Annotated in this window: 13 protein-coding genes; 5 read left to right on the forward strand and 8 right to left on the reverse strand. The window is 66.6% G+C overall.

The genetic code is table 11. From position 1 onward, the window contains the following. Positions 1-91 precede the first annotated feature (91 nt). The 6 genes from D9R14_RS05605 to D9R14_RS05630 all read right to left on the reverse strand — a co-directional run bounded on the left by D9R14_RS05605 (position 92) and on the right by D9R14_RS05630 (position 5844). The gene (locus tag D9R14_RS05605; RefSeq protein WP_121622318.1) at positions 92-1078 is read right to left on the reverse strand and encodes a beta-ribofuranosylaminobenzene 5'-phosphate synthase family protein; all 987 of its coding nucleotides are present in this window, start codon (positions 1076-1078) and stop codon (positions 92-94) included. Continuing rightward, positions 1075-1509, reverse strand: coding sequence for an HIT family protein (locus tag D9R14_RS05610; RefSeq protein ID WP_121622319.1), 435 nt, complete (start codon positions 1507-1509; stop codon positions 1075-1077). The genes D9R14_RS05605 and D9R14_RS05610 overlap by 4 nt, the downstream gene beginning before the upstream one ends. Before the next feature lie 67 nt (positions 1510-1576). Then, positions 1577-2422, reverse strand: a complete 846-nt coding sequence (pstB, locus tag D9R14_RS05615; RefSeq protein WP_170168513.1) for a phosphate ABC transporter ATP-binding protein PstB — start codon at positions 2420-2422, stop codon at positions 1577-1579. 120 nt (positions 2423-2542) lie between these two features. Further along, complete coding sequence (locus D9R14_RS05620) at positions 2543-3379, reverse strand: transglutaminase family protein (protein WP_121622320.1); 837 nt, start codon at positions 3377-3379, stop codon at positions 2543-2545. Between the two features lie 43 nt (positions 3380-3422). Next, positions 3423-4373: an alpha-E domain-containing protein gene (locus D9R14_RS05625; RefSeq protein ID WP_121622321.1), complete on the reverse strand. Its 951-nt coding sequence runs from the start codon at positions 4371-4373 to the stop codon at positions 3423-3425. A gap of 55 nt (positions 4374-4428) precedes the next feature. After that, complete coding sequence (locus D9R14_RS05630) at positions 4429-5844, reverse strand: circularly permuted type 2 ATP-grasp protein (RefSeq protein ID WP_121622322.1); 1416 nt, start codon at positions 5842-5844, stop codon at positions 4429-4431. A 167-nt stretch (positions 5845-6011) separates the two neighbouring features. Here D9R14_RS05630 and D9R14_RS05635 point away from each other — a divergent pair, with 167 nt between their 5' ends. Further along, positions 6012-6764 (forward strand): competence/damage-inducible protein A, encoded by a 753-nt coding sequence (locus tag D9R14_RS05635; protein WP_121622323.1) that lies wholly within the window; start codon positions 6012-6014, stop codon positions 6762-6764. A 124-nt stretch (positions 6765-6888) separates the two neighbouring features. Here the strand turns inward: D9R14_RS05635 and D9R14_RS05640 are convergent, their stop codons facing one another. After that, the gene (locus D9R14_RS05640) at positions 6889-8346 is read right to left on the reverse strand and encodes an undecaprenyl-phosphate glucose phosphotransferase (RefSeq protein ID WP_170168514.1); all 1458 of its coding nucleotides are present in this window, start codon (positions 8344-8346) and stop codon (positions 6889-6891) included. 523 nt (positions 8347-8869) lie between these two features. On the opposite strand from D9R14_RS05640, the gene D9R14_RS05645 reads away from it, so the two are divergent. Both D9R14_RS05645 and D9R14_RS05650 read left to right on the forward strand, forming a co-directional pair. Next, entirely contained in the window at positions 8870-11158 is a 2289-nt protein-coding gene (locus D9R14_RS05645; protein ID WP_121622325.1) for a xanthine dehydrogenase family protein molybdopterin-binding subunit, read from the forward strand. A 105-nt stretch (positions 11159-11263) separates the two neighbouring features. Then, entirely contained in the window at positions 11264-11734 is a 471-nt protein-coding gene (locus tag D9R14_RS05650) for a c-type cytochrome (protein WP_121622326.1), read from the forward strand. A gap of 66 nt (positions 11735-11800) precedes the next feature. Here D9R14_RS05650 and D9R14_RS05655 read toward each other — a convergent pair whose 3' ends face one another. Beyond that, on the reverse strand, positions 11801-12484 hold the full coding sequence (locus D9R14_RS05655; protein ID WP_121622327.1) for a cytochrome b/b6 domain-containing protein: 684 nt from the start codon (positions 12482-12484) through the stop codon (positions 11801-11803). A gap of 399 nt (positions 12485-12883) precedes the next feature. Between D9R14_RS05655 and D9R14_RS05660 the strand changes: the two genes are divergently transcribed. Further along, positions 12884-13162 carry a hypothetical protein gene (locus tag D9R14_RS05660; RefSeq protein WP_121622328.1) on the forward strand — a complete coding sequence of 93 codons (279 nt, stop codon included), beginning with the start codon at positions 12884-12886 and terminating at the stop codon, positions 13160-13162. Positions 13163-13398: 236 nt separating this feature from the next. After that, complete coding sequence (locus D9R14_RS05665; protein WP_121622329.1) at positions 13399-15672, forward strand: Wzz/FepE/Etk N-terminal domain-containing protein; 2274 nt, start codon at positions 13399-13401, stop codon at positions 15670-15672. Positions 15673-15679: the final 7 nt, after the last annotated feature.

Consider the following 15679-nt stretch of genomic DNA (forward strand, 5'->3'; position numbering starts at 1 on the left):
CGGCGTCAGATCGCGCTGGGCGTCGGGATGCGCGCCTTCGGGGCGCGGGGGGGCTGGCCTACGGCTCGAGCCATGCGGGGCTTCCTCCTGATTACGGAACGGCTGCGCCGATGGGGCCGAACGCGGCGCCCTGGTTCCGGCCGCGCACGCAATGGAATGACAGGTTTGTGAACGATGCGAAGCGATGGCGCAAGGCCTCGGCCAGCCTTTCCGCCTGCGTCGCCTCGCCCACCACCGCGAAGCCGGTGGGACCCCAGGAACTCTGGCCGACGCCGGCAATGCCCGCGTCGCGGAGGACGGCGGCGGCTTCGGCCACGTCGGGGCTGAGAAAACGCCGCCCCTCCTGGGCGCTGGCATAGTGGTCGCCGAGCCGTTCCTGCCATTCGCCGATGGCGGCGCCGAACGTATCCGCGTCCTGCTCGGCGAGCGCGGGAAGCGCCTTCATGAGGACGAGATGGCTGAGATGGGCGGCGAGCGGCTGGGGGAAGGGCGGCAGCGCCGCCATGGCGCGGGTCTCCTGCGCGGCGTCGAGGCCGCGCCGGGAGCGGTCCAGGATCAGGATGATCCGCCAGTCCTCGGGAAAGGGGAGGCGGGCGAGCAGAGGCGGCGGCATCTGCCGGGTGCCGCGCCCGCCGTCGAGCACCACGCCGCCGCCCGCGAACGCCTCGGTGCCGATGGCCGAGCGCCGGCCGCGGCCCAGGAGGTCGGCAAGCGCCCGCGCCGTCAGGTCGCGTCCGCAAAGGCGCGCCACCGCGCCGCCCACCGCGAGGTCCATCTGCGTGCCCGAGCCGAAGCCCGCATGGGCGGGAAGCGCCTCCGTGACGGCGATGGCGAAGCGGTCGGCGATGCCGAGCGCTGCGCGCATCGCGTCCCGCGCCGCGCCGGCCCGCTCGGATTGCGGTCCTGAAAGGGTGTCGCGGTCGGCACGGGCGATCTCGACCACGGTCGCCGGCGCCGCGAGCGTGATGCCGAGGCTGCCGAAGCGCCGGCCGAAGAGGCCGCCGAGATCGACGAAGCCCAGATGCAGCCGCCCGGGCGCCCGGACCTGAAGCCCCGGCGCCGGCGCGCCGCCGCTCACGAGCCGAGCGCGGCGCGCAGCAGGGCCGCGTGCTCGGCCAGCACCTCGGGCTTCTCCATCTCCACATGGGGCGGCTTCATGGGCACGCCGAGATGGCGTGGAATGACGTGCATGTGCAGATGATAGACGATCTGGCCGCTGGCCTCCTCGCTGAACTGCTGGAGCACGATGCCGTCGGCCTTGAACGCGGTCATGGCCGCCTTGGCCACCTTCTGCGCCACCTTGGCCACGTGGGCGAGGTCCTCCGGCGCGACGTCCAGCAGGTTGCGCGACGGCGCCTTGGGGATCACCAGCGCATGGCCGGGGCAGCGCGGCATGATGTCGAGGAAGGCGAGCGCCTTGTCGTCCTCATAGACCTTGTGGGCCGGCAGCTCGCCGCGCAGGATCTTGGCGAAGACGTTGCTGGGGTCGTAGGCCGGCGTGGCGCTCATCTCGGCTTTCCTCCTGAGGGTTCCTTCAGGACATCGCAAGGCCGGCGAGGAGGGTCAAGGGGCGCGCTCAGCCGAACCGCCCGGTGAGATAGCGCCTGGTGCGGTCCTCCTGCGGCTTGGTGAAGAGGTCGTTGGTGGCGGCGAACTCCACCATCTCGCCGAGATACATGAAGCCCGTGCGATCGGACACGCGGGCCGCCTGCTGGAGATTGTGGGTGACGATGACCAGCGTGTAGTGCTGCTTCAGCTCCGCCATGGTCTCCTCGATCCTCGCGGTGGTGATGGGATCGAGCGCCGAGCACGGCTCGTCCAGAAGGATCACCTGGGGCTGCACGGCGATCGTGCGGGCGATGCACAGGCGCTGCTGTTGGCCGCCCGACAGGCCGAGGCCGCTCTGCGGGAGGATGTCCTTCACCTCCTCCCACAGCGCCGCCTGGCGCAGCGCGTGCTCGACCCGCTCGTCCAGCTCCGCCTTCGTGGGCTCCCGTTCCGAATTGATGCGGATGCCCAGCGCCACGTTGTCGTAGATGGACATGGGGAAGGGCGTGGGCTTCTGGAACACCATGCCCACCCGCGCCCGCAGCACCACCGGATCGAGGGCGAGGATGTCCTGCCCGTCCAGCAGCACCTCGCCCTCCATCCGCTGGTCGGGATAGAGCGCGTACATGCGGTTGAAGATGCGCAGCAGCGTGGACTTGCCGCAGCCGGACGGGCCGATGAAGGCGGTGATGGCGTTGGCGCGGATCGCGACGGTCACATCGCGCAGGGCCTGCTGCCGGCCATAGTAGAAATCGACGTGCCGGGCCGCGATCTTGACCGGCGCCGGCTCGGCCTTGCGCGTGAGGCTGCCGGGCGCCGCAAGGCCGCCGGGAAGGGGCGAGGCGCCGGCTTCGGTCGGGATATGCATCGACATGGTTCGCCGTCCTTCCGCATCGCCCGCAAGGCTAGAGGGGGACGGCGCCGCATTCTTTGCGCGAAGTCACCGCCGGCGCGGGTTTCGGTGCGCCGGCTAAGGTGGCGAAGGGCCGGGGCCTCAGTTCTGCCCCTGCGTCTGGCTCTGAGACTTCGCCTGCGGCTTGGGCGGATTGCGGCCGTCGAAGGCGACCACCTGCTCGCGTGTGTCGCCGCCGATCCCGCGCAGGGAGGCGACGCCCACCGCATCGAGGCCGACCGCGAGGCGCACATAGTCCTCGGTGGGGCAGAGATTGCGGCCGCAGTCGAAGGCGACCCAGCCGATGGACGGCACATGCGCCTCGGCCCAGTGGCGCGCCGCGGCCTCGCCGTCCACCGCCAGATAGCCGGAGATATGGCGCGCCGGCACGCCGCTGATGCGGGCCGCGGCGGTGAACAGGTGGGCGATGCCGCCCGAGCAGGCGGCGCCCTTCTCGAGCGCGTCCTCGGCGGTCAGCGGATCGCCCATGGCGGGGCCGTCGGCGTCCGCCACGTCGCCGTGCACGCGCTCCATCAGCGCGTGGAGGAAGGCGAGCGGGTCGTCGGGCTGCGCGCGAACCTCGCGCGCGAACGCCTGCACCCGCTCGGACGGGTGGGTGAGGTCGGTCTGGCGCAGATAGAGCGAGGGCGGGAAGCGCTCCACCGTGCCGCGGACGATGCCGGTGGTGTCCTGCGTCTCCATCTCGCCTTCGGCGGCGATGGTGAAGGACGTGACCGGGCCGTCGACGGTGAAGGCGTGGCAGAGATTGCCGAACGCGTCCTCCTGGGGATGGAAGCGCGTGTCGCTGTCGATGTCGAGCGTCCAGCGCTGCACATACTGGCCCTCGTGCCCGCGCGGCGTGAGCCGGACGATGGCGGAGGCGTTGCGGGCCGCGGGCTCGAATGTCTGGGTGATCTCGTGGCGGATGCGCACGCGCATGGAAATCCTCGCCGTCTGGGGCCTTCCTGTGGCCGCTCTCGCGTCAGGTCAGGTACTGCTCGGTGATCTCCGCGCCGAGCTTGTTGTTGTCGGAGATGAACTCCGAGATGAACTCGTGCAGCCCCGCCTGGAAGATGTCCTCGATGGAGCGGTTGGAGAGCCGCGCCAGCATGGAGCGGGCGAGCCGCTGGGACGGGCCCTGCCGGCCATAAGCGGAGGCGATGTCGTCGAGGTTGCGCGCCAGGCTGTCATAGCAGGCGGCGAGCGAGCGCGGCATCTGCCGGTTCAGGATCAGGAGGTCCGCCACCAGCCACGGCTTCACGCTGTCGCGATAGACCCAGTGGAAGGCGGTGAGCGCCGACACCGAGCGCAGGATCGAGGCCCACTGGAAATAGTCGAGCGGGCCGCCGATGTGCTCCTTCTCCGGCAGCAGCACGTGATACTTCACGTCGAGGATGCGCGCGGTGTTGTCCGCGCGCTCCAGCTGCGCGCCGGAGCGGGCGAACCAGTAGCCGTCATTGCGCAGCATGGTGCGGAAGGTGGCGCCGTCGAAGCGCAGCGACGTTTCCTTCACGAACGCGAGGAAGCGCGCCAGCTCGTCGCGGGTGAGCGCGCGGTTGGGGAAGTTGCGCAGCTCGATCCAGGCCGAGTTGATGACGTCCCACATCTCCGAGGTCAGCGCGGTGCGCACCGAGCGGGCATTGGTGCGCGCCACCTCGAAGCAGTTGCGGATGGAGGTGGGGTTTTCCGGCTCGAAGGCGAGGAAGGAGACCACATGCTCCTCGGTGGCGGTCTCCAGCGGCCCGTAGCGCTCGATGAACTGCTCCGCGCAGCCGGCGGTGAGCACCGCCGAGCCCCATTCGTTGGTCGACCCACCATAGGTCACCGGCGTGTAGGCGAGGCGCTGCGACACGTCGAGGATGCGCGCCAGGCAGTCGGCGCGTTCCACGTATCGCGTGAGCCAGTAGAGGTTGTCGGCGGTGCGGGAGAGCATTGCTGGCCTATCGGAAAGGGAGGAGGGGCGGGGGCGGCGCGGGGAGCGCCACGCGTCAGGCGTCCAGGACCCAGGTATCCTTCGTTCCGCCTCCCTGGCTGGAATTGACCACGAGCGAGCCCTCCTTCATGGCGACGCGGGTGAGGCCGCCCGGCACGATGCGCACCTTGTCGGAGCCGGAGAGGATGAAGGGCCTCAGGTCCACATGGCGCGGCGCGATGCCCTTCTCCACCAGGGTGGGGCAGGTGGAGAGCGCGAGCGTCGGCTGGGCGATGAAGTTCGCCGGGTCCGCCTTCAGCTTGTCGCGGAACTTCTCGATCTGCGCCCTGTCGGCGGCGGGGCCCACCAGCATGCCGTAGCCGCCGGAACCGTGAACCTCCTTGACCACCAGCTCGGGCAAATGGTCGAGCACGTATTTCAGGTGGTCCGGCTCGCGGCAGCGCCAGGTGGGCACGTTGGGCAGCAGCGGCTCCTCCGAGAGGTAGAAGCGGATGATGTCCGGCATGTAGGAATAGACCGCCTTGTCGTCGGCGACACCGGTGCCCACCGCATTGGTGAGGGTCACGTTGCCGGCCTGATAGGCGCTCATGAGGCCGGGAACGCCGAGCACGCTGTCGCGCCGGAAGGCGAGGGGATCGAGGAAGTCGTCGTCGAGGCGGCGGTAGATCACGTCCACCCGCTTCGGCCCCTCGGTGGTGCGCATGTAGACCGTCTCGTCCTTCACGAACAGGTCGCGCCCCTCCACGAGGTCCACGCCCAGCTTGTCGGCGAGGAAGGAGTGCTCGTAATAGGCCGAATTGTAGATGCCGGGGGTGAGGATGGCGACGTTCGGCTCATGCCCGCCATGGGGCGAGAGCGAGCGCAGGGTGGCCAGAAGGTCGTCGGCATAGTTCTCGACCGGCGCCACCTTGTGCATGGAGAACAGCTCGGGGAACAGGCGCAGCATGATCTCCCGGTTCTCCAGCATGTAGGAGACCCCGGAGGGGGTGCGCGCATTGTCTTCCAGGACGTAGAAATTGTCGGGCCCGGTGCGCACGATGTCGATGCCGGCGATGTGCACGTAGAGGTCGTGCGGCACCCGCTGGCCGTTCATCTCGGGGCGGAAGGCCGGGTTCTGGTAGACCAGTTCCTCCGGCACCACGCCCGCCTTCAGGATATCGCGCTTGGAATAGACGTCGCGGATATAGAGGTTGAGCGCCTTGACCCGCTGCTCCAGGCCCTTGGAGAGGCGCGCCCATTCCTCCTTGGTGAGGATGCGGGGGACGATGTCGAACGGGATCAGGCGCTCCTGGGCGTTCTGCTCGCCATAGACCGCGAAGGTGATGCCGATGCGGCGGAAGATGAACTCCGCCTCCTTGCGCCGGTGGTCCAGCACGTCCTGCGGCACGGAGGCCAGCCACTGCTTGAGCGTCTCGTAGGCCGGCCGGATCGCGCCGTCGGTGCTGGACATCTCGTCGAACGCGTGCGGCATGGGGGCTGACACTCCGGAGACTGGATCGGAAACGATCACTACAAACATCGTGCCAAAGAAGTGCTAAACGGGGAAGGAGGTTGCGCCGCGAAGATCAAGTTGCCTGCGTGGCGCAAAAATGGGCAGGCGGGCTGCGTCTGCCGGCGGAGAGGGCAGGAGGCCACGTCATGGGAGAGGCAGACGGCGCGCAATCGGTCACCGCGGCGCTGGTCGTGATCGGCGACGAGGTTCTTTCCGGGCGGACCAAGGACAAGAACATCGGCCACATCGCCGAGCGGCTCACCGGAGTGGGAATCGACCTGCGCGAGGTGCGCGTGGTGGCGGACGTGGAGGACGACATCGTCGCCGCCATCAACGCGCTCCGGCGGCGCTTCACCTATGTCTTCACCACCGGCGGCATCGGCCCGACCCACGACGACATCACCGCGGACGCGGTGGCGAAGGCGTTCGGCGTGCCGATCGACGTCGACCCGCGGGCGCGGGCGCTGCTGCTGGAATACATCCCCGAAAAGGACCTCAACGAGGCCCGCCTGCGCATGGCGCGCATCCCCGCGGGCGCCTCGCTGGTGGTGAACGAGGTCTCGAAGGCGCCGGGCTTCCGGATCGAGAACGTGATCGTCATGGCGGGCGTGCCGCGCATCATGCAGGCGATGCTGGAGGCGGTGCTGCCGGAGCTGGAGAAGGGCGTGCCGATGCTGTCGGAGACCCTGCTGGCGGATGCCAAGGAGGGCGACATCGCCGCCCCGCTCAAGGAGATCGCGGCGCGCTTCCCCGACGTCGCCATCGGCTCCTATCCGTTCCGCGACGAGAAGGGCGAGCCCAATGCCCACCTCGTGGTGCGTTCGCGCGATCCCCAGGTGCTCGCCGCCGCGCGGGACGCGGTGGCGCAGATGCTGGCGCAAAGGGATTGGGCGGGATGACCGTCAAGGGCTGGCGGCGTGGCGGCTGAGCGGCGGCAGGGCCACCCCCCAGCGCCCAACCCCCGGGGCCGATTCTACCGCGGACCCCGCGCCCGGCAGTGGTGGAGCGAACCTTTGGCCAGGCTCAGTACGCCTGCTTGCGCATGACCTCGATGAAGGTCTTCAGGATGATGGTGATATCGAGCCAGATGGACCAGTTGTTGATGTACCAGAGGTCCATCTCGATCCGGCGTTCCATCAGCTCCAGCTTGGCGGTCTCGCCGCGCAGGCCCATCACCTGCGCCCAGCCGGTGATGCCGGGCTTCACATGGTGGCGGAAGGCATAGCCGGAGATCAGCTTGGAATAGGCGTCGTCGTGGGCGATGGCGTGCGGGCGCGGCCCGACGATGGACATGTGGCCGAGCAGCACGTTCACCACCTGCGGCAGCTCGTCGAGGCTGGTGGCGCGCAGCACGCGACCGATGCGGGTGACGCGCTTGTCGTTCTTCTGCGCCTGGGCGATCTGCGCCCCATCCTCCATGACGGTCATGGAGCGGAACTTGAAGATGGTGAACTCGCGCCCGCCGAAGCCGTTGCGGCGCTGGCGGAAGATCACCGGCCCCTTCGAATCGAACTTGATGAGCAGGGCGATGGTGGCGAACAGCGGCAGCAGCACGGTGAGCGCCAGCGTCGATACGGCGATGTCCAGCGCACGCTTCTGGGTCAATTCCAGGCGGGAGAGCGGGGCGCGCTGCACCTCGATCGCCACGGAGTTGCCGAATTCCACCCGAGGCGCATTCAGCAGCGGGCTGATCGAGGCGTCCGGCAGCAGCTTGACCGGGATGGGCAGCGCGCGCAGCCGCGCACGCACCTCGTCGAGACGCGCCCGGTCGTTCCAGGGGAGGGCGAGGACAATCTCCTCGACCTTCTGCTGGCGGGCAAACTGCAGGGCGCTCTTGAGCGTATCGGGCGCAGAGCCTTGGCCGCGCGGCGCATCGTCCGCGGGAAAGACGAAGCGGCGGCGCTCCGACAGGCCGAGGCCGAAGATCATGTCGTCCGCCGTCAGCTTGGCGAGCTCCTTCTCGTCGCCGATGATGATGGCGGAGCGGCCGGTGACCGCGCCGGCGGCGATGCTCCGCCGCAGCCACAGGGCGTAAATCCAGCGCAGCGAGGGGATGACGACGAATCCGATTGCGGCGAACGTTCCCGTGGCGAGGCGCGACGTTTCGTTGCCGACCTTGAGGCAGAAGATCATGGTGCCGACGAACAGGACCGCGAAGGTCCAGTTCACCACCGCCGCGCTCACCTCGTCGCTGACCCGCGTGACCTGCCAGGGCTTGTAGAGCCCGCGCGCCTGGGTCGTGAGCACGAAGGCCACGCTCGCGGCGATGCCGATCCCGAGGCCGCGCGCGAGATCGAACGCCTCGTCGATGATTTCCGAGAAAAGAAACGAGACGAGCAGATTGATGCCGACGATCGCGACAACGTCCGCCGCAGCGAACATCAGTGCCGTCGTGCCGTAGCCGATGCGCGAAGCCGTCTGGCGCCCTGCCAAATCGCCCGCGGCGACGCTCGCGCGCCCCTCATTTGCCGACAATGACATCCTGCCTCCAGGCGGTCCGTCAGATGGGGTGGGCCCCCGCCACGCCCCCGGCTTCGTCAGGATCTCGATGACGCAAGAGTTACCACGAGGCCCTGACGTTCGCAAGCGAGTATTGGTGGATATCAAACATACCACCCATTGTAATATATCCTTCAAAGAGTGCGAAATTGTAAAACAAATTTTGGTTATAATGGGCATTATATTATGAAAAAATGCACCCGCCCCTGCGAAATCGAAGTCAAATGAAAAGTTCGCAGAGCAGAAAAAAGGTTATTTCATCAAGATTGCGAGATTTATATGTGAGAACTTCGGCGGCTGCCCAAGGGTTGGTCGATGTGAAAGCAATTGTGCATTGCAAAAACGCCGATTTGATGAACGTTTGAGCGCTGTGCCGAGCGTGAGAGCGGTATCTGGCGGCGGATGCGCCGGTGCCGCACCGGGGGTCGGCTCTCACGATCGGGTGAGATTCGCGTCCCCGGTCACGAGGGTGTGGTACGGGGGAGCCGATTGCGAGGGAAAGCGTATGACGTTCGGATTCGGCCAGGGTCTCAAGCGCGTCGAAGATGAGGCCCTCATTACCGGACATGGCCGCTATGTCGCCGACCTCGCCGCCCGAGCCGGGGCGCTGTCGGCCGTCGTCCTGCGGGCGCCGTACGCCAATGCCCGGTTCACACTTGGGAATTTGGACGCGGTGCGGGCGCGGCCCGGCGTCCACCTTGTCCTCACCGGTGCCGACACGGCGGACCTGGGCGCGATCCCGGTGGTCGGGACCATCCGGGTGGAGGACGAGCCCCGCATGTGGACATCGTTCCGGCCGGTCCTGTGCGCGCAGCAGGTGCGTCACGTGGGCGATCCGTTCGGCTTCATCGTCGCCGAGACGCTCGACGCCGCGCGCGATGCGGCCGAAGCCATCGAGGTTCGGTGGGAGCCGGAGCCGGCGGTCTCGGACCTTGCCGCCGCTCTTGCGGACGGCGCTCCGCGGGTCTGGAACGAGCGGGCCGGAAATATCGCCTTCACCGCCGCCACAGGCGATTCGGCCGCCGTCGCGGCGGCTTTCGCTGCTGCGGCGCGTATCGTCAGGATCGATCTGGTCAACAACCGCCTCGTCACCAATTACATGGAGACGAGGGGCGTCCTTGCGGAAGTGGAAGACGGCGGCAGGGTGCGCCTCACTCTGGGCAGCCAGGGCTCCCATGGACTGCGCGATGCCGTCTGCAAGATGCTCGGCTGGGCACGAGACGAACTGCGGGTGGTGACGCCCGACGTCGGCGGCGGCTTCGGCACCAAGGCGTTCCCCTTCAGCGAATACCCCTTGGCGGCTCTGGCTGCCCGCCGGCTGGGCCGGCCGGTCGCCTGGATCGGGGAGCGCACCGAGCATTTTCTCGCCGACAGCCAGGGGCGGGACAACCTCACCACGGCCGAGCTGGCGCTCGACGCGGACGGGCGTTTCCTGGCCCTGAAGGTCGATACCCTCGCCAATATGGGGGCCTATCTCGGATACTATGCCCCCTTCATCCCCTGGGTGGGGGCGACCATGCTGCCGGGAGTCTACGACATTCCCGCCATGCACGCCCGGATCCGCGGCGTCCTTACTCATACCGCGCCGGTGGACGCCTATCGCGGCGCGGGCCGGCCCGAGGCGGCTTACGTCATCGAGCGGCTCGTGGACGCGGCGGCCCGCGAAACCGGCATCGGCCCGGTGGAATTGCGCCGGCGCAATTTCATCTCGCCCAGCCAGATGCCGTACCTCACCGCGACCGGACGCACCTATGACAGCGGCGACTTCGACCGGCACATGACCCGGGCGCTCGCCCTCTCCGGCTGGGAGACGTTCCCCGAGCGCGCCCAGGCTGCGGCCGGAAACGGCCTCGCCCGCGGCATCGGCCTCGCCACCTATATCGAGGCGTGCGGCGGCGGCTCGCCGGAGCCCGCTTATCTGACGCTGGACGCCGACGGCGGCGTGACCGTGAAGATCGGTACCCAGAGCAATGGCCAGGGGCACCAGACCGCCTATGCGCAACTGGTCGCCGCCGAGCTTCAGCTGCCGCTTGATCGCGTGCGGGTGCTGCAGGGCGACACGGACGATACGCCCACCGGCAACGGCACGGGAGGCTCGCGCTCTATCCCGGTCGGCGGAGCGGCCGTGGATGGCGCGGCGCGCGCCCTCGCCGCCAAGCTGCGCACCCTCGCGGCCGGCGCGCTCGAAGCCGACGCGGCGGACATCGCGTTCCGCGACGGGCGGGCCGTGATCGTCGGCACCGACCGGGGGCTGGATCTCTCAGCCATCGCCGCCCTGCCGGAGGCGACACCGGACGCGCTGGCGGCGACCCATGCCTTCAAGCCGACCGAAGCGACCTACCCGAACGGGTCTCATGTGTGCGAGGTGGAGATCGATCCGGAGACCGGCGCGACCCGCATCGTCGCCTATACGGTGGTGGACGATTTCGGCGCGACGCTCAATCCCATGATGCTCGAAGGCCAGATCCACGGCGGCGTCGTCCAAGGCATCGGCCAGGCGCTGGTCGAGCACACGGTCTATGACCGGGATGGCCAATTGCTCACGGCGAGCTTCATGGACTATGCGCTGCCGCGCGCTGCCGACATCCCGCCCATCGTGTTCGAGACGGCGAACGTGCCCTGTGCCACGAATCCCCTCGGGGTCAAGGGGGCGGGGGAGGCCGGCACCATCGGCGCCTGCCCCGCGGTGATGAATGCCATGGTGGACGCGCTCGCGCACGCCGGACATCCGCCCCGCCTCGACATGCCGGCTTTGCCGGAGCGCGTGTCCGCGGCGTTCACAAAGCGGGATTGATTCGCCAGAGCAGAGACTTGTGCCCGGCCTCGGGTGGCAAAACGCCGCGTCCGGCCTCGCGCAAGCGTGAGCGTTGCCCCGTTGGGCGGGCCTGGAATTTCTGCAATGTGGGATTCCCTTACGTTACATTCGGAGTTTGAGATGCGATTTGCTCCCGCTGCCGTTCTCGTTCTCGCCGGCTTTGCCGCGACAGGCCCGGCGCTCGCGCAGAGCGGGCCGATCGGCGAGCGCAAGCAGGCCATGAAGGCCATGCAGGATCAGGCGGAGATCGGCGCCGCCATGGTGAAAGGCCAGGCGCCCTTCGACGCGGCCAAGGCGGCCATCATCTTTCAGGCCTTCGGCGACAAGATCAAAGGGTACGGCTCGTACTTCCCGCCCGGCTCGGATACCGGCGACACCAAGGCCCAGCCCGCCATCTGGAGCGACCGCGCAGGCTTCGACGCGGCGATTGCGAAATTCGGGCAGCTGGTGGCCGACAACGCGGCCAAGGCCGGCACGGCGGACGGATTCCGGTCGGCCTTCGTCGCAGTCACCGACGGCTGCCGCTCGTGTCACCAGAGCTTCAAGTCGCGCTGAAACAGCCGGTTTCGGAACGCGCAAATCGCGAACGGCCGGGGCTGTTGACGCCCCGGCCGGTGCCGCTCAGTCGAGCGAAGCGATGGACCAGACGATCGCCGCGCAGCCGGTGAGGACCGCCGCGGCCAGCACCGGCGACGCCATGCGGGGGGCTGGTATCGACTGAGGCAGGCGCATCCAGCCGAAGATCATGGGGCGCACGAGATTCTGGCGCGCGAACACCGCGTACGCGAGGACGGCCGCGACATGCAGGCTGATCGCGACGAGAATCAAGTTGAACACGAAGCCATGCCATGAGGTGAGCGCCTCGCTCGTGGCGCCGTCGACAAAGCCGGCCAGCGGGCCTTCGACGATCAGGCCATCGGACGAGAACAGGCCGGTGACGGCCTGGACCAGCAGCAGCCCGATCATGGCGAGCACCATCAAGCCGCCGGCGGGATTGTGTCCGGGCTTCGACGCCTCCCGGCGCGAGACGATGGACCCGAGGTAGCGCACCGCATCGCCGGGCCCCCGCACGAAGTGGGCGAAGCGGGAGGCATCGCTGCCGATGATCCCCCATACAATGCGGAACAGGAGGAGGGTGAGGACCGCATAGCCCGAAAGGAAGTGCCAATCGATTCTGCCGGTCCGCGCGCTCGCGTACGAAAACGCGATGAGCGCGACGAGGCTCCAGTGGAACAGGCGGGTCGGCGCGTCCCAGACATAGACCTTGCGGCTGGCGCGTGGGTCGTGACGCGTCGTGTCGTCCATGTCCGGGACCTCTTCCATGCGTTGCCGGCGTTGATGCGGCGCAAAAATCGGAAACCTTCCGACCATCGGGACTGTTCACTGCAAATGGTTCCGAACTGTGGACGGGCCGACGGGTCCGGCACGTGAAGGAGGGCGGCACTTGGTCGCTCGCTCCGGCTCGCAAATGCGTGACGCAGGGGTACGGCCGCGCTCATGCTGCGCCGCAGCAGGCGCATCGCGCCCGGCGATCGGCCGTCACCTTACGGAGGTAGGGGGTTGGAGGCACGCAATGGTTGGTACCAAGCGACCTCCCGAAATCGCTTGAAAATACTCAATTTTGTCGGCCGGGAGGGCAGTTCGCGATTGCGTAGAAGCATCCGTCATGTTAGCTTCCCTTCAGCCCAAATAGGGGAGCGACTTATGACCAGCAACGCCCGCCGCTTGTTTTGCGCTGCCGCATTTGCTTCGGCGTTGATGGCAGCTCCGTCCGCTGAGGCCGGTTTGCTGCAGCGCATTCAGTTCCTGCAGTCAAGCTCGATGCCGATGATTGGCAATTACCAGTCGTCGGTCTTTCAGAATCGCGCGTTTATCGGCCCGGGCAAGCGGACGCTGCTCGCTTATCGGTCCTATGCTTACGATCGCTATATCAGCTTCGTACTGCGTCGTCCGGTCAGCGCCTTTTGCCGGTTCTTCTGCTGACGCGCGGCGATCTTCGGAAATTTGGTGCCCTCGGTCGCTTTTGCCTAAGCAATGCGCGTCCGGGGGCACTTTCGTTTGAGCTGTGCGGTTGCCGCTGAATCGGTGGTGCCTATCGGGTTCGACTCATTTTCCTTGTCTGCGTTGAGGTTCTATGTTGCTGCGGATGTCCATGGGCTGTCTGTACGTCTGAGGTGCGACGTGAGTCGAGCGGCGAGTCCGGGGAGGTAGGAACCGTTATGTTGCGTGTCAATTCAGGTTCCAGAGTGGCGGCCGATTCCGATTTCAATGGCCTGCAGATCGTCTCAAACTTGCTGGCTGTGGTTCGCCGGCGGAAGTGGCTCATTGCCGCTATCGCCGCGTCGATCGCCGGCCTGTCGGCCTTTTATGCCCTGTCCGCGACCCCCCTGTTCATCGCTGAAGGCCAGCTTTTGATCGACACGCAACAGTCACGCAGCCTCGATCTGGGTGACGGTGGTGGAGTTTCCATTTCGGCCGACGCGGGCATGATCGACAGCCAGGTCGAGATTTTGAAGTCCGAGCGGATCATCAAGGCTGTTATCAAGGAATTGAAGCTCGTCGAGGCCATGAAGGACCGTTTGGCGGCCCAGGCTGCGAATGACAAAGTGCCCGGCTTTCTTAAGGCAATTTTCCCCTTCTGGTTTCAGCAGGCCCAGCTGAGCGATTTCGAGCTGGAGCGGCGGGTTATCGATGGATTGAAGGCGAACATCAAGGTTCAGCGTGTAGGGGCGTCGTTCGCCATCCTGCTGAGCCACAAGTCGCCGGACGGGCAGCGCTCGGCTGATATCGTCAACCAGCAGGCCGAATCCTACATCGTCGATCAGCTGGAATCGAAATATCAGGCCACACGCCGGGCCAGCGTCTGGCTTCAGGATCGGATCGCTGAGTTGCGTGAACAGGCGCTCGCAGCCGATCGGGCGGTGCAGGATTTCAAGGCCCGGAATGACATCGTCGATACCGGACGCGGCTTGGTCTCGGATCAGCAGCTCTCGGAGGTGAATACTCAACTGATCCAGGCGCGCGCGCAGGTGGCCGAATCCCGGGCGCGGTTTGAGCGCGTGCAGTCGATCATCAAGCAGGGTTCGGCACTGGGCGCGAGCGACGAAGCCGTTTCAGACGTGCTGAGCAATGAGATCATCACCCGACTGCGCGGCCAGTACCTCGACGCAGTCAAGCGCGCCGCCGAGTGGACGAAGCGATATGGCGAAGACCATGTGGCCGTAGTCAACCTGCGCTCCGAGATTTCGGGACTTCAACGCGCGATTTTCACCGAGTTGAACCGGATCGCCGAGAGCTACAAGAGTGACTTCCAGATTGCGAAGGCGAGGGAGGACAGTCTCAGTCAGAGCCTCAAGCAGCTTGTTGCCGAAAACAAGCTGAGCGCCAATAAGCAGGTAGAGCTGCGCGAGCTTGAAAGCACAGCGCAATCCTACCGTACGCTGTACGACAACTTCCTCGAACGATTCATGCAGACCACCCAGCGCCTGTCGTTCCCCATGACGGAAGCACGGATGATCACGTCGGCGTCCCGACCCCTGACACCCGCGGAGCCCAAGGTGGGGCTCATCGTCGCCGGCGGCACGGTATTTGGTCTTGCCCTCGGCCTTCTCGCAGCGTTCTGGCGGGAATCGATGAATCGCACCATTCGCTCCCCGGCCGAAGTGGAGCAGCATCTCGGCTTGGATTGCCTCGGCGTCCTGCCGAAGCTCGCGGTATCCGCCACAGCGTCTTCAGCGCCGTCGGCGGCGTCTGGAAATCGGACAAGCGCCTTCGAGAGCGCCACGGGGATATTGCGACAGGTTCTGACGGACCCGTTCTCACGGTATACGGAGACCCTGCGCGCGGTGAAGGTGAGTGCCGACATCTCCATCCTCGGCCGAGCCAAGGTCATCGGCATCACATCGACTTTGCCGAAGGAGGGAAAATCCACCATCGCGGCCAATTTTGCGCAGCTGATCGCGCACAGCGGCGCGCGCGCCTTGCTGGTGGACATGGATCTTCGCAATCCTTCGCTGACCCGGCGGATAACGCCGAACGTCAAGTCGGGTCTGCTCGAGTTGATCGTCGGCAGAGCCACCATGGACGAGGTCAGCCACTTGGATCCGATTACCGGGCTGCGGTTCGTGCCCTCGCTGGTTGCCGGGCATATCGTCCACACCAATGAAATTCTCGCGTCGGCGGAAATGGCGGCGACGATCGAGAAATTCAAGGAGGATGCGGACTACGTGATCCTCGACCTGCCCCCCGTAGCGCCTGTGGTCGATGTGCAGGCCTGCGCGCATCTCGTCGACTGTTTCGTTTATGTCCTCGAATGGGGCCGGACCAATCGCGACCTGGTCGGCAATATTCTCGACAATAATCCGAAGATGTCTGAGAAGGTGCTTGGCTGCCTGCTGAACAAGGCCGATCTTGCCGCCCTGCGCAGCCTCGAAAACTACGGCGGCAAGTATTATTACTACCAGTATCATTCCCGTTATGGCGCCGACACCTGACGCTCGC

Origin of the sequence: Xanthobacter tagetidis, assembly GCF_003667445.1 — a bacterium.
Lineage (GTDB): Bacteria > Pseudomonadota > Alphaproteobacteria > Rhizobiales > Xanthobacteraceae > Xanthobacter > Xanthobacter tagetidis.

Excerpts from the sequence above, each read along its gene's own strand:
- D9R14_RS05610 (WP_121622319.1), bottom strand. The coding sequence starts at position 1,509 with ATGAGCGCCACGCCGGCCTACGACCCCAGCAACGTCTTCGCCAAGATC.
- pstB (WP_170168513.1), bottom strand. The coding sequence starts at position 2,422 with ATGTCGATGCATATCCCGACCGAAGCCGGCGCCTCGCCCCTTCCCGGC.
- D9R14_RS05620 (WP_121622320.1), bottom strand. The coding sequence starts at position 3,379 with ATGCGCGTGCGCATCCGCCACGAGATCACCCAGACATTCGAGCCCGCG.
- D9R14_RS05625 (WP_121622321.1), bottom strand. The coding sequence starts at position 4,373 with ATGCTCTCCCGCACCGCCGACAACCTCTACTGGCTCACGCGATACGTG.
- D9R14_RS05630 (WP_121622322.1), bottom strand. The coding sequence starts at position 5,844 with ATGCCGCACGCGTTCGACGAGATGTCCAGCACCGACGGCGCGATCCGG.
- D9R14_RS05635 (WP_121622323.1), top strand. The coding sequence starts at position 6,012 with ATGGGAGAGGCAGACGGCGCGCAATCGGTCACCGCGGCGCTGGTCGTG.
- D9R14_RS05640 (WP_170168514.1), bottom strand. The coding sequence starts at position 8,346 with ATGTCATTGTCGGCAAATGAGGGGCGCGCGAGCGTCGCCGCGGGCGAT.
- D9R14_RS05645 (WP_121622325.1), top strand. The coding sequence starts at position 8,870 with ATGACGTTCGGATTCGGCCAGGGTCTCAAGCGCGTCGAAGATGAGGCC.
- D9R14_RS05650 (WP_121622326.1), top strand. The coding sequence starts at position 11,264 with ATGTGGGATTCCCTTACGTTACATTCGGAGTTTGAGATGCGATTTGCT.
- D9R14_RS05655 (WP_121622327.1), bottom strand. The coding sequence starts at position 12,484 with ATGGACGACACGACGCGTCACGACCCACGCGCCAGCCGCAAGGTCTAT.
- D9R14_RS05660 (WP_121622328.1), top strand. The coding sequence starts at position 12,884 with ATGACCAGCAACGCCCGCCGCTTGTTTTGCGCTGCCGCATTTGCTTCG.
- D9R14_RS05665 (WP_121622329.1), top strand. The coding sequence starts at position 13,399 with ATGTTGCGTGTCAATTCAGGTTCCAGAGTGGCGGCCGATTCCGATTTC.